Below are 20,565 nucleotides of genomic sequence, written 5' to 3'. Positions count from 1 at the left end.
CCTGACCGAAGGAAGTCCCACCATGACCGACGCTCCGCTCTATGCCACCCACCGCACGCCGGTCTACGCTCGCAACATGGTGGCCACGTCACAGCCCTTGGCCGCGCAGGCCGGGCTGCGCATTCTGGCCGAGGGCGGCAACGCGGTGGACGCGGCGCTGGCGACGGCGATCTGCCTCACCGTGGTCGAGCCGACGGGCAACGGGCTTGGCTCCGACGCCTTCGCGATCCTTTGGGACGGTGCAAAGCTGCATGGGCTGAACGCCACGGGCCGCGCGCCCGCAGCATGGACCGACGCGCAGTTCGACGGCGGCGTGCCGCAGCGCGGCTGGGGCGCGGTGACGGTGCCGGGTGCGGTATCGGCTTGGGTGATGCTGTCGCGCGCGCATGGGCGATTGCCCTTCGCGCGACTCTTTGCGCCCGCCATCGGATATGCGCGGGACGGGTTCGCTGTCTCGCCCACCATCGCCGGCCTTTGGGCCAAGGGCGCGCAGCTGCTGAGGGATCAGCCGGGCTTTGCCGAATGCTTCATGCCGGAGGGGCGCGCGCCGCGGGCGGGCGAGGTGTTCCGCAATGAGGCGCTGGCGCAGACGCTGGAGCTGATTGCCGATACGGAGGGCGAGGCGTTCTATCGCGGCGCGCTGGCCGAGAAGATTGCCGAGGCGGCGCGCGCCAACGGTGCGTCGCTCAGCGCCGAGGATATGGCCGCGCATGAGGCCGATTGGTGCGGCACAATCCAGATGCCTTTTCGCGGCGCCGAGCTCCACGAGATCCCGCCCAACGGGCAGGGTATCGCGGCACTGATCGCGCTGGGTCTGGTGGATCGCACCGCTGTGGCCGATTACGGGCCGGACGATCCCATCGCGCTGCATCTTCAGATCGAGGCGACCAAGCTGGCGCTGGCCGATACCGCCGCGCATGTGGGCGACCCGAAGGCGATGGCATTCGGCCCCGAGGCGCTTTTGGCGGACGGGTATCTGGACGCGCGCGCCGCACTCATCGACCCGGCCTGCGCGGGCGATCCGGGCGCGGGCGCGCCGCGGGCGGGCGGCACGGTCTATCTGACGGCGGCGGATGCGGAGGGGCGCATGGTGTCCTTCATCCAGTCCAATTACATGGGCTTCGGCGCGGGTGTCGTGGTGCCCGGAACGGGCATCCATATGCAGAATCGCGGTGCCGGCTTTGTCGCCGAGCGAGGCCATCCCGCCGCGGTCGGCCCGTCGCGGCGTCCGTTCCATACCATCATCCCCGGTTTCGTCACGCGCGGCGGTGCGCCCGAGATGAGCTTTGGCGTCATGGGCGGGCCGATGCAGGCGCAGGGGCATTTGCAGATGATGTTGCGCACGATGCTCTGGGGGCAGGATCCGCAAGCGGCCAGTGACGCGCCCCGTTGGCAGGTTGTCTCGGGCCGCCGCGTGGCGGTCGAGGATGGGATGCCGGACGCTACTGTCGCAGCGCTCCAGGCGATGGGGCATGACGTGGCGCGGGGCGGCACGGCGGCGGAGTTCGGCTTTGGCGGGGCGCAACTGATCCGGCGTGTCGAAGGTGGTTATGTGGCCGGATCGGACCACCGAAAGGATGGATATGCGGCAGGATATTAGACCCTATCAAGGCGCATAGAGCCTTGAGAACGCCAATCTGACATTCGCCGTTACCTCTTCTAGCCGGCGCGAGATATGGCTGCGCATCTCGCGCGCGGCGCCTTCTTCGTCGCCGTCGGCCACCGCTTTGAGGATGCGGGCATGCGGCTCGGTCGTGATGGCGGGGGCGCCGTCTCGCTCGCTCAGCAATTGCAGGTCGATCACCCGGATATACTGGATGCGCGCGGCGGCGTTGTCCAAAAGGCGCACCAGCTCGGCATTGCCTGACAACAGCGCGATGCGGCGATGAAACTCTTCGTCCAGACGGACCAGCTCAATGGGGGAAACGCCGCTGGTATAACGGCTCTTGGATTGCTCCAGATATGTCTCTAATGCGGCGATTTCGCCCGGTTCGGCGCGGCGCGCGGCAAGGCGCGCGGTCTCGCCCTCGATCGCGGCACGCGCCTCGTAGAGGTCCATCATCTCGGCAGGGTTGAGCGAGCGGCAATGAAAGCCCTGACCGCGCCGGAAGGTCAGAAAACCCTCGGCTGTGAGGCGGTTCAGCGCCTCGCGCAGCGGCGTACGGCTGATCGAAAGCTGCACCGATATGGCGCTTTCGTTCAGGCGCTCGTCCGGCTTGAACGCAAAGCTTGCGGCCATTTCCTTGAGGGTGCGGTAGGCGGTGTCGACCGCGCCGGTGTCCTGTTGCATGCAGATGCCCTGAAAATTGGCCCCGATATGGGCTGCGCGGCCCAAATTAGTCAACGCCTTAAAAATAGCAATTGATTTGCACACGCTTCTGAATATTGTCCTGTATACAGTTTGGCCGGAACGTGAACGAGGAGATCCCATGAGCAATTCGATGACAGGTGCGCAGGCGATGGTGCGCAGCCTCGAGGCGCATGGCGTGCGGCACATCTTCGGCCTGTGCGGCGACACGACCCTTCCGTTCTATGACGCGATGCTGCAGCTCGATCATCCGATCCAGCACATCCTGACGCGGGACGAGCGCAGCGCGACCTACATGGCCGACGGTTATTCGCGTGTCACGGGGCGCGCCGGTGTTTGCGAGGGGCCGTCAGGCGGCGGCGCCACCTACATCCTGCCGGGCCTGATCGAGGCGAGCGAAAGTTCCTACGCCGTGCTGGGCATTACCACCGACGTCTCAGTCGCCAGCTATGGGCGCTATCCTCTGACCGAGGTGGACCAGGAGGCGCTGATGCGGCCGCTGACCAAGTGGAACACGGTCATCAAGCGCGCCGATCACATTCCGCGCATGGTGCGGCAGGCGTTCCGCGCCATGACGACTGGGCGCTCGGGCGCGGCGCATTTGGGTCTGCCTTACGATATTCAATATGACGACGTGCCCGCAGGTGACATCTGGGCTGATGCGCAGCTGACTAGCTATCCCGCCTATCGCACCGGCCCCGATCAGGGCGCGATCGACGGGGCGCTGGACGCGATCCTGTCGGCCAAATCGCCGCTGATCGTCTGTGGGGGCGGCGTGGTGATCTCGGGCGGGATGGAGGCACTGGACCGGCTGGCCACCCGGCTCGACATCACCGTCGCGACCTCGATTTCGGGTCAAGGCAGCCTTGCAGAGACGCATCCCAACTGCCTGGGGGTCGTCGGCTCGAACGGTGGCACGGACGAGACGTGGGAGGCGATGGCGGGCGCCGACCTGGTTGTTTTCATGGGCTGCCGCGCGGGCAGCACCACCACCTCGCGCTGGGAGGCGCCGCAGCCCGGCACGCGCGTTGTGCATTGCGACGTCGATCCGATGGTGATCGGGGCCGTCTTGCCCACCGAAGTGGGCGTTGTCGGTGATCTGCGCATGACTTTGGACGCGATGAATGCCGAGCTGGACCGGCGCGGGCAGGGCGCTGGCACGTTTGGCGGCGCGGCCGTGATCGCCGATATTCACAAGCGCAAGTTCGACAAGTTCAACCATCTGGCGGCCTCGGACGAGGCGCCGATCCGGCCCGAGCGTATCATCGCCACGCTCCAGCGGATCCTGCCCGAGGACGCGACCATCGTGTCGGACCCGGGCACGTCCTGCCCCTATTTCTCGGCCTATTATCAGCTGCCGCAACCGGGCCGTCATTTCATCACGAACCGCGCGCACGGTGCGCTGGGCTACGCGCTGTCGGCGTCCTTGGGTGCGTGGTTTGGCAGGCCAGACTCCAAGGTGGTCGGGCTGATGGGCGACGGCTCGTTCGGGTTCACCTGCGGCGAGTTGGAGACCGTGACGCGCTGCCGCGCGCCGATCACCTACATTGTCTTTTCCAACTCGAACTTCGGCTGGATCAAGGCCAGCCAGCATGACGATTGCGGCGGGCGCTACTATAATGTCGACTTCAACCGGGTCGATCAGGCCGCGGTCGCCGCGGCATACGGCGTCAAATCATGGCGGGTCGAGGATCCGGCCAAGCTGGAGGGCGTGCTGAAAGAGGCGATCGCGCATGACGGCCCGACGCTGGTCGATATCGTCTGCCAGCCACTGGAAGAAGCCAAGGCGCCTGTCCGTCGCTGGATGGGCTGATGCGGGCGCGCCCCGGCAGTATCCGGGTCGCGCATCACGACTGAACAGGGAGAAAAACAATGATCAAACTCACTCGCAGAACGGCCGCGCTGGCGGCTCTGGCCATTGCGCTGCCGCTTGGTGCAGCGGCGCAGGATTACCCGTCGAAGGACCTGACGCACATCATGCCCTGGAGCGCGGGCGGCGGCACGGATACCGTCATGCGCACCTTCATGAATTTCGCCGAGCAGACGCTGGGCGTGGGGATCAACACGCAGAACATCACAGGCGCCCAGAGCGGGATCGGCACGCTGCGCCTGATGAAGGCGCGCCCCGATGGCTATACGATTGGCTCGCTGACCTGGGACAGCGTCATCACGGTGCCCTATTATGATCTGGTGCCCGGCTATGACACCGCCGAGCTGGAGTACCTTGGCTCGGTCACGGTGCATCCCACGGTGATCGCGGTGAATGCAGACTCCCCCTATCAGACGCTGGAGGATTTCGTGGCCGCCGCCAAGGAGGCGCCCGGCGAGCTTTCGATCTCCAACGTCGGCAGTGGGGGCGTGTGGCATCTGCCCGCGCTCGATCTGGCCGACGCAACGGGGATCGAGGTGAACCACGTGCCCTATCCCGACGGATCTGGCCCGCAGCGCGAGGCGCTTCTGTCGGGCGAGACGGACGCCGCGTCGCTGAGCGCGTCGGCGGTTTATGCCGCCGTGCAATCGGGCCAGGCCCGAGTGCTGGCCGTCATGGGCACCGAGCGCAGCGAGTTCCTGCCCGATGTGCCGACCATGCAGGAGCTGGGCTATGATGTGGTCTGGGGCAGTTTCCGCCTGATCGCCGCGCCCAAGGGGATCGACCCGGCGCAAAAGGAGGTTCTGGAGGCCGGCTTTGCCGAGGTGTTTGAACTGCCCGAATTTCAGGCGCGCGCCGAGGAGACCGCGATGGGCGCTGTCTACATGAACGGCGCCGACACGACCGCCTATGTCGAGGCGTCGCAGAAAAAGGCCTTTGCGCTGATCGACAATCTGGTCGAGCAGGGTATCCTCGAAAAGTAAGATACCGGTGGCGCGCACCCCAGCGATGCGCGCCGCGGCCCCACCCGCGCAAAGGATGATCTCCGCATGACCGGCTCTGCCCGCCCCAATGGCCAGGCGATCTTTGCGATGCTGCTTCTGGTGCTGACCACGGTCTATGCCAGCCAGATCTTCAGCCTTGGCATGCCGTTTGCAAAGGGGGTGGAGCCGGGCGCCTCGTTTCTTCCCATTGTGCTGAGCGCGATCATGTATGTGGGCGCGCTGCGCATTTTCTGGGTCGAGCTGCGAAAGGGCCGTGAGGATGGCGAGGGGGCGGCGCAATCGGATCATGTCCCCGCCGTTTCCATCATCGGCCCGCTTGCCCTGATCATCGCGACCGGATTTTTCGCCTATGGGCTGGACCGGGTGGGGTATTTCGTCGCCGCTGGCGCCTATACCTTCATCGTTGCGCTTTATTTCAACTATGAGGCCAGTGGGCGGCCCGTCCATGCGGTGCTACTCTCGGCCATCACGGCGGCCGTGATCACCGTCTTTGGCTGGCTTTTCTTCGTGCGGCTGTTCGAGCTGTCTCTGCCGGTCTGGAGCCTCTAGATCATGCTGGACCTCATGAGCGGATTTTCAACGCTCTTCACGCTCTGGCCGTTCCTCTACCTTCTGGGCGGCTTCATGCTGGGCCTTGTCTTTGGCGCCATTCCGGGGCTGACCGCGACGCTGGCCATCGCGCTGCTCTTGCCCTTCACCTTCGGGATGGAGGTGCAGAACGCGCTGATCATGGTGATGGGGATCTACATGGCCGGCATCTATGCCGGGTCCATCACCGGCATCACGCTGAACATTCCCGGCGCGCCCTCGGGCGCGATCACCAGTATCGACGGCCACGCCCTGATGAAGAAAGGGCATGGCGCGCAGGCGCTCAGCCTCGATGCGTTCGCGTCGTCGGTGGGCGGCATGATCGGGGCGCTGGTCCTGATGCTGCTGGCGCAGCCCATCAGCCAGCTGGCCCTGCTCTTTCGCACGCCCGAGAAATTCTCGCTGGTGCTGCTGGCGGTTGTGACGGTGACGATCGTTGCGCGCGGCTCGCTCTGGCGCGCGATCATCGCGATGACGCTGGGCCTGATGATCTCGACCGTGGGAATCGATCCGATGGTGCCCAAAGGGCGGTTCGATTTCGGGAGCTATCATCTGGTCGAGGGAATCGGCCTTCTGCCCGCCGTGATCGGCCTCTTTGCGGTTTGCGAGCTGCTGGTGCAGGCGGCGACGCCCGCGCGCCACGCAATGGGCACCGTCGTGGCCGAGCTGCCGCGCCTGCGGCACCGCGACTTCATCCCGAATTTCGGCATCATCCGCGAGATTGGCGCGTTTCTATATGTCAAAAGCTCGGTGATCGGCGTGCTGATTGGCATGCTGCCTGGCGGGGGCGCGGCCATGGCGTCCTTCATCGCCTATGCCGAGGCCAAGCGCACGGCCAAGCACCCCGAGGAGTTCGGCCAAGGCTCGCATGAGGGGCTGGCCGCCTCCGAATCGGCCAACAACGCGATGTGCGGCGGTGCGATCATCCCCTTGCTGACCATGGGCATCCCGGGCGACGCGGTGACGGCCATCATCTTTGGCGTCCTTCTGATCCACGGCCTCGTGCCGGGGCCGGGCCTTTTGATCGAACACACGGCGACCATCGCGCCGATGTTTGCCGCGCTCTTCGTGGCGTCGATCTTCGTCATGATATCGGTCGTACTATTTGGCCCGTTCTACCTGCGTCTCGCACGGATCAATCGCGGGGTGCTTTACGCATTCATCGCGCTGATCTCGATGGCGGGGGTCTATGCCTCGTCCTTTTCGGGGTTCCAGATGTGGATGGCGCTGGCCATCGGCATCTTTGCCTTCGCGCTGCGCCGCTTTGACTATCCGGTGGTGCCGATGCTGATGGGGGTCATCCTCGGCCCCTATCTGGAGGAGTTCCTGCGCCGCTCACTGATCGTATCGAAGGGCGACCCGACCATATTCCTCACCAGCCCGTTCAGCCTGATGTTCCTGCTAATGACGCTGGTGTTCGTTTGGCTGCTGCGCTTGCGTCCCGGTGCGCGCAGCTGATCCGGGTTTTGCGGTAAAAGTGGTGAGCCCTGCAGGATTCGAACCTGCGACCCACTGATTAAAAGTCAGTTGCTCTACCAACTGAGCTAAGGGCCCACTGCGGGCGTAATTAGAAAGTGCGCCGCCGGGGGTCAACCCCAATTCCGACGCGATAGCGCGGCAATCTCTGGATTCATTTCCAGCTGGGGTCTATATGCCCGCCATGGACAGGATGTTTGATACCGGATTGCCCTTCATGAAGATGCATGGGCTGGGCAACGACTTTGTCGTCGTCGATGCACGGGCGCGCGGGTTGGCGATGACGCCGGCCCTTGCCATGGGCATTGCGGACCGGCATCGCGGTATTGGTTTCGATCAGCTGGCAGTGATCGCGGCCAGCGGTGAGGCGGACGCGCATCTGACCTTCTGGAATTCCGACGGCACCACGGCGGGCGCCTGCGGCAACGCCACGCGCTGTATCGCGCGCTACCTGATGGACGAGGACGGCGCCGATGCGCTGACCCTCACAACCGAGCGGGGCGCGCTGGAGGCGCACGATGCAGGGGGCGGCCTGACCTCGGTCAACATGGGGGCGCCTCAGCTGAACTGGCGCGAGATCCCGCTGGCCGAGGAGATGGACACGCTGGAACTGCCCATCGAGGGCGGCCCCGTCGCCACCGGCATGGGCAACCCGCATTGCAGCTTTTTCGTCGAGAATGCCGAGGCGATCCCCTTGGACAAGTTTGGTCCTCGGTACGAGCATCATCCGCTCTTCCCCCAGCGCACCAATGTGCAGGTGGCAAGCATCATCGGCCCCGATCATCTGCGGATGCGGGTGTGGGAGCGGGGCGTGGGCCTGACACTGGCCTCCGGATCGTCCTCATGTGCGGTCGCCGTCGCAGCGGCAAGGCGCGGGCTGACCGGACGCAGCGTGCGCATCGATCTGGATGGCGGGACGCTGATGATCGACTGGCGCGAGGATGGCGTTTGGATGACCGGCCCCACGATGCACGTGGCCAGCGGCACGCTGACGCCCGCCTTTCTGGCGAGCCTGACATGAGCGCGCCGATCTTCTCAAACCACGGCTGCCGCCTCAACGCCTACGAGACCGAGGCGATGAAGGAATTGGCCACGGAGGCGGGGCTCGAGGGCGCCGTGGTGGTCAATACCTGCGCCGTGACGTCCGAGGCCGTGCGCAAGGCGCGGCAGGACATCCGCCGCCTGCGCCGCGACAACCCGACCGCGCGCATCATCGTCACCGGCTGCGCGGCCCAAACCGAGCCCGAGACCTTCGCGCAGATGCCCGAGGTTGATACGGTGATCGGCAATACCGAGAAGATGCAGGCCAGCACTTGGTCCGGCCTCGCGGGTGATTTCGGGACCGAGCCTGTGCAGGTCGATGACATCATGTCTGTCACCGAAACCGCGGGCCACCTGATCGACGGGTTCGGCACGCGCAGCCGCGCCTATGTGCAGGTGCAAAATGGCTGCGATCATCGCTGCACGTTTTGCATCATTCCTTACGGGCGGGGCAATTCACGCAGCGTGCCTGCCGGCGTCGTCGTCGATCAGATCAAGCGGCTGGTTCAGAAGGGCTATAACGAGGTCGTTCTGACCGGCGTTGATCTGACCTCTTGGGGCGCGGATCTGCCCAGCGCGCCGCGCCTTGGCGATCTGGTGATGCGCATCCTCAAGCTGGTGCCGGATCTGCCGCGCCTGCGTATCTCTTCGATCGATTCAATCGAGGTGGATGACAACCTGATGCAGGCCATCGCAACCGAGCCGCGCCTCATGCCGCATCTGCATCTCAGCCTTCAGCACGGCGACGATCTGATCCTCAAGCGGATGAAGCGGCGACACCTGCGCGACGATGCGATTCGCTTCGCCGAGGAGGCGCGGCGCCTGCGGCCTGATATGACGTTCGGCGCCGACATCATCGCGGGTTTCCCGACCGAGACCGAGGCGCATTTCGAGAACTCGCTGGCGCTGGTGCGGGAATGCGAACTGACATGGCTGCATGTCTTCCCCTACTCGCCCCGCCCCGGCACGCCGGCGGCACGGATGCCGCAGGTGAATGGTGCCGCGATAAAGGCGCGTGCGGCGCGTTTGCGCGCGGCGGGCGAGGATCAGGTCGCGCGCCACCTCGCGGCGCAGGTGGGCCGTGCGCATGCGGTGCTGATGGAGAACCCGCATATGGGCCGGACCGAGCAATTCACCGAAGTCACCTTCGACACCCCCCGGCCCGAGGGGCAGATCGTGCCCGCGCAGATCACCGGCACCCGCGCCGCGCAGCTGGTCGCGGCCTGATGCACCCGAACCCGGCCTTCCGGGGCGCGACCGAGGCGTTCAACCTCGACTTCGCGCGCGAGCAGGGGTTTGGGATGCTGGCCGTCGCCTCGGACAGCGCGCCCTTGATCAGTCATCTGCCCTTCTTGCTGAACGCGGCTGGCGACGTGGCGGAGTTTCATCTGGTCCGCTCCAACCCCATTGCCCGGCTGGGCGGCGCGCCCGCGCGCCTCGCGGTGCAGGGGCCGCATACCTATATCTCGCCCGATTGGTACAGGGCCGAAGATCAGGTGCCCACTTGGAACTATGTCGCCGTGCATCTGGTGGGCAAGATCGAGCCGCGCCCCGAGGCCGAGCTGCGCGATCTGCTGGACCGCCAATCCGAAGCTTACGAGGCCCGCCTTTTGCCCAAAACGCCCTGGACGGCGGACAAGATGACGGATGGCCTGATGGAGCGCATGATGCGGCAGATCGTGCCCTTTCGGATGCATGTGAGCGAGGTTCACGGCACCTGGAAGTTGGGCCAGAACAAGCCTGAGGCCGCCCGGCTGAGTGCGGCTGACCATGTGGACGCCTACGGCATGGGGCAGGAGACGGCGCTGATGGCGGCGCTGATGCGCGGGGCGCAGTAGACAGCCCTCTGGCACGCGCCTAGGCTCCGGCAACACGCAAAAGGAGCGCATCCCATGAAACTCTTGACCGGCCCCACATCCCCCTTTGCCCGCAAGGTTGCCGTCGTCCTGCACGAGTTGGGTATGACGGACGATGTCGAAATGCAGGTCGTCACCACAACGCCGATCAAGACCGACCCCGAAGTGGCCGCCGCAAACCCGCTGGGCAAGATCCCGGCGCTGATCCGCGAGGGTGGTGGCGCGCTTTATGACAGCCGGGTGATCTGCCGATTCCTGAACGCCCAGGCAGATGGCACGCTTTACCCGCAGGCGCATGAATGGGAGGTTCTGACGCTGGAGGCGACGGGCGACGCCATTATGGATGCCGGTATTGCAATGATCTACGAGGCGCGGATGCGCCCCGAGGACAAGCAGTGGGATGGCTGGCTGGAGGCCCAATGGAGCAAGGTCGAGCGTGCGATGGATGCGCTTGAGGCCCGCTGGATCAGTCATCTGTCCGGGCGGCTGGATATGGGGCAGATCGCCGTGGCCTGCGCGCTCAGTTACATCGACTTCCGGCAGGGCCACCGCGAATGGCGCAGCGCGCGCCCGCAGCTGGTCGCATGGCACGCCAAGTTCGAAGAACGGCCTTCGATGCAGGCCACCAAACCTGAATAGAGTGGCTGAGATGCAAAACGGCCCGGTGCGATTGCTGCACCGGGCCGATTGTTCTGTGATCCGCGCCGGGATCAGAAGCTGTAGCTGATCCCGATATTGACGGCGTGGGTCAGCAGCTCGGTGCGCAGCTTGCCATCGGGCTGGCCGGGGTCACCATCAATCGTGACGTCGTTGTCGGACCAGGTGATCTGGTATTCACCAAAGAGCGCCCAATCCTCGGTCAGCTCGTATTTCATGCCTGCGATACCGCGCAGCGCCAGGCCGGTCACCTCGTAATCATAGGTGCGGTTCGTGGCGCCGCTGGTCAGAATGTCGACATGCGGTATGGCCACACCGATACCGGCACCACCATAAGGCGTGAATTTGCTGCCGCCGAATGCGCCGGGATACCGCTTCATCACGTTGGCGGTGATGATGTTGTGCCCATCGGTGAACTCCAGGCGGTCAACGCCGATGGCAGCTTTGTCGCCCGCGCTGGCATATGCTTTGGTGTGGGTGCCTTCGATGCCAAAGCCCAGATCGCCCGATGTCCACCACATGGCGCGGCCACCGTAATAAATGGGCGCATCAAACGATTTTCCGTCCCACGAGACGTTCCGATCGAAAACACCGGCACCGTTCGGCAGAAAGCCGGAGGCGTCACTATCGCTGGCCGTCTGTGTGCCGAGGTAGAAGCTCAGCTCCAGCTCTGCAGCGGCAGGCGTGGCCATGACCAGTGCGGCGATGGCGGCGGCGGATTTGGATGCGGTGGCGGCACGGTGCGCCAAAGATGTGCGATGCAGGTGTGTCATGGGCTGAGGCGCTTTCACGGTTGGTACGGCGGTTGTGCATCCCATACACGGCGCGCGCCCTTGTCTCAAGCGCCCGGGCATCACACTGCTGTGCGCCGCGGCAGACATGACACATACGCCCTCGCAACGTTTTTTGCGTGCTGCGAGGGCGGTGCGTGATAATGGCGCATGACGCTTGCCGTGGGCTGCCTCCCGGTTATTCTTGACCGTAACGCTAGGGCAAAGACCGCGGCGCGACACATCGGCACCTCGCCGGGATGCGTCGCATTGCGCACTGGACGGGCTGGGAAAGCCCCGCTAAAACGCGGGTCGGAATGGTTGCAGGGTCTCTGTGGCCTCAAACCGTTATGGGGCCGGTGCAAGGCCCGTGAGAATGGAGTAAACCTCGTGTCCCACGCAGAAGATCACGAAGGCACCCGGAGGGACTTCCTCTATTACGCGACTGCTGGTGCAGCCACCGTCGCAGCCGGTGCCGCCATTTGGCCGCTGGTCAATCAGATGAACCCCTCGGCGGACGTTCAGGCCCTCAGCTCGATCCGGGTTGATGTGGGCGGCGTAGAGCCGGGCACGCAGATCACCGTCAAATGGCTGGGCAAGCCGGTTTTCATCCGTCGCCGTACCGAGGCCGAGATGGAATCCGCGAATAGCGTCGATGTTTCGACTCTGCCTGATCCCATCGCGCGGAACGAAAACATTGATGGCACCGCGCCTGCGACTGACGCGAATCGCGGCCTTCTGCCCCCAGGTGCCGAGCCGGGGACAGATAGCGAATGGCTGGTCATGATGGGAGTGTGCACGCATCTGGGCTGTGTGCCGCTGGGCGATGGCGCGGGTGAGTTTGGCGGTTGGTTCTGCCCCTGCCACGGATCGCATTACGACACTGCGGGCCGCATCCGCAAAGGCCCGGCGCCGACGAACCTGCCGGTGCCGATCGCCTCTTTCGATGACGAATCAACGATCATTCTGGGATAAGGACACATAATTATGGGTGGTATTCCGCACGATCACTACGAGCCGACCTCGCGTGGCGAGAAGTGGCTCCACAAGCGCCTGCCGATCGCGGGCCTTATGTACGACACATTGATGATTCCGACGCCCAAGAACCTGAACTGGATGTGGATCTGGGGTATCGTCCTGACCTTCTGTCTCGCACTTCAGATCATCACCGGCATCGTTCTGGTGATGCATTACACGCCGCATGTCGATTACGCCTTTGCGTCGATCGAGCACATCATGCGTAACGTGAACGGCGGTCACTTCATCCGCTACCTGCACATGAACGGCGCGTCGCTGTTCTTTGTTGCGGTGTACGCGCATATTTTCCGCGGTCTCTACTACGGCTCCTACAAGGCGCCGCGCGAGATCACGTGGATCATCGGCATGCTCATTTACCTGATGATGATGGGCACCGCATTCATGGGTTACGTTCTGCCCTGGGGCCAGATGTCCTTCTGGGGTGCCACTGTGATTACTGGCCTCTTCGGTGCGATCCCGTTCATCGGTGAGCCGATCCAGACCTGGCTTCTGGGCGGACCGGCTGTGGATAACGCGACGCTGAACCGCTTCTTCAGCCTGCACTACCTTCTGCCCTTCATCATTGCGGCACTGGTGGCTATTCACATCTGGGCCTTCCACACGACGGGCAACAACAACCCCACCGGTGTCGAAGTGCGCCGCACGTCCAAGGCCGAGGCCGAGAAGGACACGGTGCCGTTTTGGCCGTATTTCGTGATCAAGGACCTCTTCGCGCTGGGCATCATCCTGATCGTTTTCTTCGCGATTGTCGGCTTCATGCCCAACTATCTGGGTCACCCCGACAACTACATCGAGGCGAACCCGCTGGCGACGCCTGCGCATATCGTGCCGGAATGGTACTTCCTGCCGTTCTACGCGATCCTGCGGGCCTTCACTGCTGACGTCTGGGTGGTCATTGCGGCCAACTGGATTACTGGCGGCATCGTCGATGCCAAGTTCTTTGGTGTTCTTGCCATGTTCGGTGCGATCGCGGTCATGGCTCTTGCGCCTTGGCTGGATACATCCAGCGTGCGCTCGGGCCGGTATCGCCCGATGTTCAAGTGGTGGTTCGCGCTTCTGGTTCTCGACTTCTTCGTCCTGATGTGGGCGGGTGCCATGCCGGCGGAAGGCATCTATGGTGTCATTTCGCTGATCGCGTCGGCCTATTGGTTCGCGTATTTCCTGATCATCCTGCCGCTTCTTGGCGTGATCGAGAAACCGCTGCCGCAGCCGGCCACAATCGAAGAAGACTTCGCGGCGCATAACGCTCCCAAAGTCGGTGGCACGCACACCATCGTTAAACCGGCCGAGTGAGGGCAGAATAATGAACGCAACACTTCGCAAATTCGGCACGCCTGCCGCACTGGCTCTGTCGCTGTCCCTTTCGGGGGGCGCGGCACTGGCGGCAGCCGAGGATGTCGTCATCGAGGATGTCGAATTCTCGTTCGAAGGTCCCTTCGGCAGCTTCGATCCGCTGCAACTGCAGCGTGGCCTCAAAGTCTATACCGAGGTCTGCTCGGCCTGCCATGGCATGAAATACGTGCCAATCCGCACGCTGGGTGACGAAGGCGGCCCTCAGCTGCCCGAGGACCAGGTGCGAGCCTACGCTGAACAGTATGAAGTTTTCGACGAAGAAATCGATGACTACCGTGCTGCCAAGCCGTCGGATCACTTCCCTGAGTCGATGCTTGAAAACGCGCCTGACTTGTCACTCATGGCGAAAAAGCGCGCTGGCTTTCATGGGCCGTACGGCACCGGCATAAATCAGTTCCTGAAGGGGATGGGCGGTCCGGAATACATCTACTCGTTGATGACCGGTTACCATGAGACGCCCGAATGTGCGCCTGATGACTTCCCCGGAAGCTATAATGCGGCGTTCGGCGCGGGCGGCTTCCCGGAAGAGTGCAAGGACGAAGAAGGCCACCACACCGTTCCCGGCAGCTGGATCAATATGGCGCAGCCGATCTACGACGATTCGGTTGAGTTTGATGATGGCAGCCCCGCCGATCTGGAAAGCGCGTCCAAGGACGTCGCGGCGTTCCTGACCTGGACGGCCGAGCCCAAGCTGATGGCGCGTAAATATGCAGGCCTGACCGGGGTTCTCTTCCTGACTGTTCTGTCGGTTCTCCTGTACCTGACGAACAAGCGGATCTGGGCGCCCATCAAAGGCAAGAAGAAAGACTGAGCTGGAAGCCACGGCCAGTAAGCAAGAATAAGCCCCGCTCGCTGATCGAGCGGGGCTTTTTCGTCGAACTGCGGGCTTACCTCAGGGTCGGCGCAGCGTGTCGCCATAACTGATCTTGGGTTCCAGCGCGATCCGCTGGGGTGCCTGATCCGCATCAGGTTGCGCCCGATCCGCAATGATCTGAGCGGCGCGACGCCCGATCTCGAAGCGGCAGGCATCCATTGTCGCCAATTCCCGCGGCAAGCCCTTGAGCAAGTTAAGCCCGTTGAAGCCGGCAAGCCCGATCTTGGCGGGAATATCATAACCCTGCTCAAGCAGCCAAAGAAGGCCGCCTGCACCGATTAGATCATTCGAATAATAGAGAAAATCCAGATCAGGATCGCGCCCCAGCAGGGCTTGCGTCATCTCACGCCCTTTGAGAAGAGCAGATCCGCCGGAATAGAATTCCCGCTCGGCGATCTCCACGCCGGCCTTGCCCAACACGTCCGTCAGCCCCTCGAAGCGCTTGCGCGCACGATGGTCGCGCGGCATCGTGGTGCCCATGAAGCCGATACGCCGGTAGCCGCCCTTGAGAATGGCGCGACCCATCTGTTCGCCCGCGCGACGATGCGAAATACCCACGACGGAGTCGACTGGCGTACCGTCCACGTCCATGATTTCGACCACCGGGATGCCCGAGGCCCGCAGCATGGCGCGCGACGCGTCCGAATGCTCAAGCCCCGCGATGATCACGCCAGAGGGTCTCCAGGACAACATCTCGTAGAGGACTTTCTCTTCCTTCTCGCGAGTGTAGTCGGTCAGGCCCATGACGGGTTGCAGCTCGGTCTCTTCCAGCACCTCGTTGATGCCCATCATCACCTCGGGAAAGACGAGGTTCGACATCGAGGGGATGATCACCGCCACCAGATTGACCCGGCTCGACGCGAGCGCACCGGCGATCTTGTTGGGCACGTATCCCAGCGCCTTTGCGCTGGCCAGAACGCGTTTGCGCGTGGCATCGGACACATCGCCGCGATTACGCAAAACCCGGCTGACGGTCATCTCGGAGACGCCCGAGGCTTCGGATACGTCACGCAAGGTCAGTGTTCGGTTGGGCGGTTTGTTCACTTGGACGTCCCTGCTCTTTGACGTCGACGTTACCGCAACCATACGCGCCCTATCAAGCTGCTTGAATGGCGCTATTCGCCGATGACAAGCCGAGCGCCTCGCGTTATTCAGACACCGCTGGCCCCGTGGCTCAACTGGATAGAGCAGCCCCCTCCTAAGGGGCAGGTTGCAGGTTCGAATCCTGCCGGGGTCACCATGTCATAGATATCCTTCGCTGCGAAAGCTGAGCTCGCAGGATTTTCCGATGATGAGGTGGTCGTGGAGCGTGATGCCCATGACCTCGGCTGCGTTCTTGATCTTTTGGGTCATCACGATGTCGGCTTCGCTGGGCGTAGGATCACCCGAGGGATGGTTATGTACAAGGATCAGTGCTGAGGCATTGAGTTCGAGCGCGCGTTTGACGACTTCGCGCGGGTAGACCGGCACGTGGTCGACGGTGCCGGTCGCCTGCGCCTCGTCCGCGATAAGCGTGTTCTTGGTGTCGAGGAAGAAAAGCCGGAACTGTTCGGTGTCGCGGTGGGCCATCGTCGTGTGGCAATAGTCCAGCAACGCGTCCCAGGACGAAATGACTTGCCGCTGCAGGACGCGGGCGCGGCTGAGGCGTTGGCTTGCGGCCTCGATCACCTTCAGCTCAACGACGACCGCCTCGCCCACGCCATTCACTTTTTCCAAGCGTGATGAGGGTGCGGAAACGACCCCGTTGAAATCGCCGAATTGATCCAGAAGCGCGCGCGCCAGTGGTTTCACATCCCGTCTTGGGATCGCTCGAAAGAGAACCAGCTCCAGCAATTCGTAATCCGGCATCGGGCCAGCACCGCCTTGCATGAATCGTGCACGAAGGCGGGCGCGGTGATCGCGGATGTACGAGGGTTGTGCCGATCCCATGTCGGTTACCGGCGTTTCGTCGCCGCCAAAGAGGGGCAAGGCCGCCTCGCTGAAATGGGAATATCCGCTCATGAGCGTAGAGTGCCGATAAATGCTTAACCCATTGTTAAGATCAGTCAGGCAGTGCCCCAGCCGCCGCCTCCCGGCGTCTCCATGCAAAAAAGTGCGCCCGCCTGCAGTTCAATCTCATCGCACCCTTTGAGATCGCGCCGCGTGCCATCTGGCAGCTCGGCCCAATTCACACCAACCTTGCCGGGCGCGCCGCCCGCGGCACCAAAGGGTGGCACGCTTCGGTGCGAGCAGAGCGTGGTCACTGTCACCGGCTCCAGAAACCGCATGCGCCGGACGACGCCATGGCCGCCGCGCCATTCCCCCTCGCCGCCCGAGCCGTGCCGAATGCCGAACGCTTCCAATCGCACCGGAAACCGCTTCTCGAGAATTTCGGGATCGGTCATGCGGGTGTTCGTCATGTGGCTCTGAACCGCATCACAGCCTCTGAAACCGGGCCCCGCGCCTGTGCCGCCGGCAATCGTCTCGTAATTCTGGAACGCGTCGTTGCCCCAGACGAAATTGTTCATGGTGCCCTGACTGCCCGCCAAAACACCCAGCGCCCCATAAAGCGCGTTGCACGCGGCCTGGCTGACCTCGGTATTTCCCGCGATGACCGCTGCGGGATATACCGGGTTTAGCATCGAGCCTTCGGGCACGATGATATGTAGCGGCTTAAGGCACCCTTGATTCAACGGAATGTCGGCGCCGACAAGCGTGCGGAAGACATAGAGAACGACCGCATCACTGATCGAGCGCGGTGCGTTATAGTTGCCGGCGTGTTGGGGCGAGGTTCCGGTGAAATCAATCACCGCCTCTCGTGCGTCACGATTCACCTTGATAGAGACAGATATCTCTGCACCATGATCCATCGGGTAGCGGAATTCTCCATCCGACAGGCGGTCGATCACCCGGCGCACAGCTGCCTCTGCATTTCTCTGGACGTGGCCCATATAGGCTTGCACCACGTCAAGGCCATACGTCTCTATAACGCTGCTTAGAGCCTGCTTTCCGGTCTCGTTTGCGGCGATCTGCGCCTTCAGGTCCGCTATGTTTTGGCGAATGTTGCGGCAGGGATAACGACCGCCGCGTAGCACTGCCTCGGTCTCGGTTTCCAGAAACGCGCCGCCTCGGACCAGCTGGACGTTGTCGATCAGCACGCCTTCCTCATCGATGTGCGTGCTGTCCGGCGGAGAACTGCCGGGCGTTCGCCCGCCGATATCGGCATGATGCCCCCGACTGCCCAGCCACATGACAGGTCGGCCCGCTTCGAACAGGGGTGTGATGACCGTGACGTCCGGCAGATGTGTGCCGCCAGCATAGGGCGAGTTTAGCGTGAAGGCATCGCCCGGCTGCGCGTCCGGATTGAGCCTCATAATCGTCTTTACGCTGTCGGCCATGGAGCCGAGATGCACCGGCACATGCGGCGCATTGGCCACCAGATCGCCTTGGGCGTCGAAGATGGCGCAGCTGAAATCGAGCCGTTCCTTGATGTTGACGGACCAGGACGTGTTGGCCAGCGTCGCGCCCATCTGGTCTGCGACGGACATAAAGAGGTTGTTGAACACTTCGAGCAAAATCGGATCGGCCTCGGTCGTGGCCACCTCGCCGCGCAGCGCCTCGTGACGCTCGATAACAAGGTTCGCGCGCGCATCGACGCGCGCCGACCAGCCGGGTTCGATCACGTTGGTGCCGGTCGTCTCGGTTATGATGGCAGGGCCCTTGATCCGGACCTTCGGATCAAGCGTTTCGCGGGCATGAACCGGCACGTCGGACCAGGCGCCGCCCTGATACACCCCGATCTGCGCAGCAGGCGCACCATCGCCGTCCGGCGGAGTCAATGCGAGATCCTCGCGGCTGGCGCCGTTGGCCTCGACGCTGATCATCTCGATGATAATATCCCGTCCGGGCGATACGAAGCCGTAGCGTTGTTGATGCGCCGCCTCGAAAAGCGGGCGCGCGGTGACGCCCGTTCCGCCCTCGACCGGGATCGTCTGTTGCGAGCCGTCATAGCGTAGGTGCATCCGGTGAATTGCGGTGGCGTCGGTGCCGCCTTGGGCTGCGACCTCGGCCAATGTTTCGCGCTCCAGCTTGGCGACGCTTTCCATCGCGCGGTCATACTCGTTCAGCGGGAGGTCCAGCTGCGCTTCTTGCATTGCGGTGATTGGGGCCAGGCCCATGCCATAGGCCGACAGCACGCCAGCATAGGGATGGATCAGGACCCGCGTGATTCCGAGTGCATCTGCGACCCCGCAGGCATGTTGCCCGCCCGCCCCACCAAAGCATTGGAGCGTATAGCGCGTGACGTCATGCCCGCGCTGCACGCTGATCTTCTTGATCGCATTCGCCATGTTGTCGACGGCGATGCGCAAGAAGCCTTGGGCCATTTCCTCGGGGCTGAGGGGCGACTCGCCGGTGGCCTTGGCCACGTCATCCGCCAGCGTGGTGAATTTCGTGCGCACCACCTCGGCGTCGAGGGGCAGATCGCCGTCCTTGCCAAAGACCTGGGGGAAATGATCGGGGCTGAGCTTGCCCAACATGACGTTGCAATCCGTGACTGTCAGGGGGCCTCCCCGGCGATAGCAGGCGGGTCCGGGATCGGCGCCCGCACTTTCGGGGCCGACCTGAAAGCGGCCATCCTCGAACTTGCAGATGCTGCCACCGCCCGCCGCGACGGTGTGAATGTCCATCATCGGTGCGCGCATGCGTACACCCGCGACCTCGGTCTCGAAGCTGCGCTCGTACTCGCCGGCGTAGTGGCTGACATCGGTCGACGTGCCGCCCATGTCAAAGCCGATCAGCCGATCATGCCCGGCCGCGCGACCGGTATGCACCATGCCGACGATGCCGCCTGCGGGGCCCGACAGGATTGCGTCCTTGCCCTGAAAGCGGCGCGCCTCGGTCAGGCCGCCATTGGACTGCATGAACAAAAGGCGCTCGCACGCCGTGCCAAGATCCAGCGCATCCGCGACGCGGTCCACATAGCGCCGCAGAATGGGCGAAAGATATGCATCAACGACCGTGGTGTCGCCGCGCCCGACCAGCTTGGCAAGGCGGCTGACTTCGTGACTGGTGCTGACCTGTGTAAAACCCACCTCGCGCGCAATCCGGGCGACGCGCGCCTCATGCGCCGGGTTAAGATAGGCATGCAGCCCGGCAATGGCGACGGCCCGGAGGCCGTTCTCATAGGCGGTTTGCAGGGCAGCGCGTGCTGCATCCTCGTCCAAGGGGCTCAAAACCGCACCTTCGGCATCCAGCCGCTCGTCCAGTTCGGCAACGTCGGTATAAAGAAGGTCGGGCCGCTTGATATCGAGGTCGAAGAGGCGGGGCCGCGTCTGGTATCCAATCAGCAGCAGATCGCGAAAGCCGCGCGTGATCATCAGGAGGACAGGCTCGCCCTTGCGCTCGAGGAGGGCGTTGGTAGCGACCGTTGTGCCCATCTTGACGGCGGCGATACTGTCTGCGGGCAACGCGCGCTGACCCATCAGTTGGCGGATGCCCTCAACCGCCGCATCTTCGTACCGCTCGGGGTTCTCCGACAGAAGCTTGTGCGTGTGCAGCGCGCCGGTGGGATCAACCGCCACAATATCGGTAAAGGTGCCGCCGCGGTCGATCCAGAATTCCCAACGCTTGTCCATGCCGCCCCCCTTTGGATGCAGCCGGCAGGGTTGGCGGGGACGCGCGGATTGTCAACGGGGCGGGGCATTGAAACCGAGGTGGCTTTGCGACCATATTGCACGCAACCCTCATCAA

The 20,565-nt window shown here is 63.5% G+C and carries 17 protein-coding genes and 2 tRNA genes; 13 read left to right on the top strand and 6 right to left on the bottom strand.

The window, feature by feature from the left end:
- The first annotated feature begins 22 nt into the window (after positions 1-22).
- Complete coding sequence (locus tag BW975_RS00675) at positions 23-1,600, top strand: gamma-glutamyltransferase family protein (protein ID WP_076530101.1); 1,578 nt, start codon at positions 23-25, stop codon at positions 1,598-1,600.
- Positions 1,601-1,606: 6 nt separating this feature from the next.
- On the opposite strand, the gene BW975_RS00670 is transcribed toward BW975_RS00675, so the two are convergent.
- A complete protein-coding gene (locus tag BW975_RS00670; protein ID WP_076533236.1) occupies positions 1,607-2,290 on the bottom strand; it encodes a GntR family transcriptional regulator in 684 nt (227 codons plus the stop codon).
- Positions 2,291-2,429: 139 nt separating this feature from the next.
- On the opposite strand from BW975_RS00670, the gene BW975_RS00665 reads away from it, so the two are divergent.
- The 4 genes from BW975_RS00665 (at position 2,430) to BW975_RS00650 (ending at position 7,228) form a co-directional block, all read left to right on the top strand.
- A complete protein-coding gene (locus BW975_RS00665) occupies positions 2,430-4,121 on the top strand; it encodes a thiamine pyrophosphate-binding protein (RefSeq protein ID WP_076530099.1) in 1,692 nt (563 codons plus the stop codon).
- A gap of 59 nt (positions 4,122-4,180) precedes the next feature.
- Complete coding sequence (locus tag BW975_RS00660) at positions 4,181-5,161, top strand: tripartite tricarboxylate transporter substrate binding protein (protein WP_076530097.1); 981 nt, start codon at positions 4,181-4,183, stop codon at positions 5,159-5,161.
- A 66-nt stretch (positions 5,162-5,227) separates the two neighbouring features.
- Positions 5,228-5,731 carry a tripartite tricarboxylate transporter TctB family protein gene (locus BW975_RS00655; RefSeq protein WP_076530095.1) on the top strand — a complete coding sequence of 168 codons (504 nt, stop codon included), beginning with the start codon at positions 5,228-5,230 and terminating at the stop codon, positions 5,729-5,731.
- A 3-nt stretch (positions 5,732-5,734) separates the two neighbouring features.
- Positions 5,735-7,228 carry a tripartite tricarboxylate transporter permease gene (locus BW975_RS00650; protein WP_076530093.1) on the top strand — a complete coding sequence of 498 codons (1,494 nt, stop codon included), beginning with the start codon at positions 5,735-5,737 and terminating at the stop codon, positions 7,226-7,228.
- 20 nt (positions 7,229-7,248) lie between these two features.
- Here the strand turns inward: BW975_RS00650 and BW975_RS00645 are convergent.
- Positions 7,249-7,324, bottom strand: a tRNA-Lys gene (locus BW975_RS00645).
- A gap of 106 nt (positions 7,325-7,430) precedes the next feature.
- Here BW975_RS00645 and dapF point away from each other — a divergent pair.
- From dapF to BW975_RS00625, 4 genes are read left to right on the top strand one after another with little or no spacing between them, the layout of a single operon-like run.
- Entirely contained in the window at positions 7,431-8,267 is an 837-nt protein-coding gene (gene dapF / locus BW975_RS00640) for a diaminopimelate epimerase (protein WP_244512569.1), read from the top strand.
- Positions 8,264-9,514: a tRNA (N(6)-L-threonylcarbamoyladenosine(37)-C(2))-methylthiotransferase MtaB gene (gene mtaB / locus BW975_RS00635; protein WP_076530089.1), complete on the top strand. Its 1,251-nt coding sequence runs from the start codon at positions 8,264-8,266 to the stop codon at positions 9,512-9,514. Before dapF ends, mtaB begins: the two co-directional genes overlap by 4 nt.
- On the top strand, positions 9,514-10,125 hold the full coding sequence (locus BW975_RS00630) for an FMN-binding negative transcriptional regulator (protein ID WP_076530087.1): 612 nt from the start codon (positions 9,514-9,516) through the stop codon (positions 10,123-10,125). The genes mtaB and BW975_RS00630 overlap by 1 nt, the downstream gene beginning before the upstream one ends.
- 54 nt (positions 10,126-10,179) lie before the next feature.
- The gene (locus tag BW975_RS00625) at positions 10,180-10,782 is read left to right on the top strand and encodes a glutathione S-transferase (RefSeq protein ID WP_076530086.1); all 603 of its coding nucleotides are present in this window, start codon (positions 10,180-10,182) and stop codon (positions 10,780-10,782) included.
- A 71-nt stretch (positions 10,783-10,853) separates the two neighbouring features.
- On the opposite strand, the gene BW975_RS00620 is transcribed toward BW975_RS00625, so the two are convergent.
- Positions 10,854-11,573 (bottom strand): outer membrane protein, encoded by a 720-nt coding sequence (locus BW975_RS00620; protein WP_076530084.1) that lies wholly within the window; start codon positions 11,571-11,573, stop codon positions 10,854-10,856.
- Between the two features lie 387 nt (positions 11,574-11,960).
- On the opposite strand from BW975_RS00620, the gene petA reads away from it, so the two are divergent.
- From petA to BW975_RS00605, 3 genes are read left to right on the top strand one after another with little or no spacing between them, the layout of a single operon-like run.
- Positions 11,961-12,545, top strand: coding sequence for a ubiquinol-cytochrome c reductase iron-sulfur subunit (gene petA / locus BW975_RS00615; RefSeq protein ID WP_076530082.1), 585 nt, complete (start codon positions 11,961-11,963; stop codon positions 12,543-12,545).
- 12 nt (positions 12,546-12,557) lie between these two features.
- On the top strand, positions 12,558-13,901 hold the full coding sequence (petB, locus tag BW975_RS00610; RefSeq protein WP_076530081.1) for a cytochrome b: 1,344 nt from the start codon (positions 12,558-12,560) through the stop codon (positions 13,899-13,901).
- A 10-nt stretch (positions 13,902-13,911) separates the two neighbouring features.
- Positions 13,912-14,772 carry a cytochrome c1 gene (locus tag BW975_RS00605; RefSeq protein ID WP_076530080.1) on the top strand — a complete coding sequence of 287 codons (861 nt, stop codon included), beginning with the start codon at positions 13,912-13,914 and terminating at the stop codon, positions 14,770-14,772.
- Between the two features lie 81 nt (positions 14,773-14,853).
- On the opposite strand, the gene BW975_RS00600 is transcribed toward BW975_RS00605, so the two are convergent.
- Positions 14,854-15,879, bottom strand: coding sequence for a LacI family DNA-binding transcriptional regulator (locus BW975_RS00600; protein ID WP_076530078.1), 1,026 nt, complete (start codon positions 15,877-15,879; stop codon positions 14,854-14,856).
- 119 nt (positions 15,880-15,998) lie between these two features.
- On the opposite strand from BW975_RS00600, the gene BW975_RS00595 reads away from it, so the two are divergent.
- A tRNA-Arg gene (locus tag BW975_RS00595) sits at positions 15,999-16,075 on the top strand.
- A 2-nt stretch (positions 16,076-16,077) separates the two neighbouring features.
- On the opposite strand, the gene radC is transcribed toward BW975_RS00595, so the two are convergent.
- Together radC and BW975_RS00585 are read right to left on the bottom strand one after the other, a co-directional pair.
- Positions 16,078-16,836, bottom strand: a complete 759-nt coding sequence (gene radC / locus BW975_RS00590) for a RadC family protein (RefSeq protein WP_076530076.1) — start codon at positions 16,834-16,836, stop codon at positions 16,078-16,080.
- Between the two features lie 44 nt (positions 16,837-16,880).
- Complete coding sequence (locus BW975_RS00585) at positions 16,881-20,450, bottom strand: hydantoinase B/oxoprolinase family protein (RefSeq protein ID WP_076530074.1); 3,570 nt, start codon at positions 20,448-20,450, stop codon at positions 16,881-16,883.
- Positions 20,451-20,565: the final 115 nt, after the last annotated feature.

The organism is Roseovarius nanhaiticus (assembly GCF_900156535.1).
Taxonomy (GTDB): Bacteria; Pseudomonadota; Alphaproteobacteria; order Rhodobacterales; family Rhodobacteraceae; genus Roseovarius; species Roseovarius nanhaiticus.
This window is presented reverse-complemented; position numbering and strand designations above follow the sequence as displayed.

Excerpts from the sequence above, each read along its gene's own strand:
- BW975_RS00675 (WP_076530101.1), top strand. The coding sequence starts at position 23 with ATGACCGACGCTCCGCTCTATGCCACCCACCGCACGCCGGTCTACGCT.
- BW975_RS00670 (WP_076533236.1), bottom strand. The coding sequence starts at position 2,290 with ATGCAACAGGACACCGGCGCGGTCGACACCGCCTACCGCACCCTCAAG.
- BW975_RS00665 (WP_076530099.1), top strand. The coding sequence starts at position 2,430 with ATGAGCAATTCGATGACAGGTGCGCAGGCGATGGTGCGCAGCCTCGAG.
- BW975_RS00660 (WP_076530097.1), top strand. The coding sequence starts at position 4,181 with ATGATCAAACTCACTCGCAGAACGGCCGCGCTGGCGGCTCTGGCCATT.
- BW975_RS00655 (WP_076530095.1), top strand. The coding sequence starts at position 5,228 with ATGACCGGCTCTGCCCGCCCCAATGGCCAGGCGATCTTTGCGATGCTG.
- BW975_RS00650 (WP_076530093.1), top strand. The coding sequence starts at position 5,735 with ATGCTGGACCTCATGAGCGGATTTTCAACGCTCTTCACGCTCTGGCCG.
- dapF (WP_244512569.1), top strand. The coding sequence starts at position 7,431 with ATGGACAGGATGTTTGATACCGGATTGCCCTTCATGAAGATGCATGGG.
- mtaB (WP_076530089.1), top strand. The coding sequence starts at position 8,264 with ATGAGCGCGCCGATCTTCTCAAACCACGGCTGCCGCCTCAACGCCTAC.
- BW975_RS00630 (WP_076530087.1), top strand. The coding sequence starts at position 9,514 with ATGCACCCGAACCCGGCCTTCCGGGGCGCGACCGAGGCGTTCAACCTC.
- BW975_RS00625 (WP_076530086.1), top strand. The coding sequence starts at position 10,180 with ATGAAACTCTTGACCGGCCCCACATCCCCCTTTGCCCGCAAGGTTGCC.
- BW975_RS00620 (WP_076530084.1), bottom strand. The coding sequence starts at position 11,573 with ATGACACACCTGCATCGCACATCTTTGGCGCACCGTGCCGCCACCGCA.
- petB (WP_076530081.1), top strand. The coding sequence starts at position 12,558 with ATGGGTGGTATTCCGCACGATCACTACGAGCCGACCTCGCGTGGCGAG.
- BW975_RS00605 (WP_076530080.1), top strand. The coding sequence starts at position 13,912 with ATGAACGCAACACTTCGCAAATTCGGCACGCCTGCCGCACTGGCTCTG.
- radC (WP_076530076.1), bottom strand. The coding sequence starts at position 16,836 with ATGAGCGGATATTCCCATTTCAGCGAGGCGGCCTTGCCCCTCTTTGGC.
- BW975_RS00585 (WP_076530074.1), bottom strand. The coding sequence starts at position 20,450 with ATGGACAAGCGTTGGGAATTCTGGATCGACCGCGGCGGCACCTTTACC.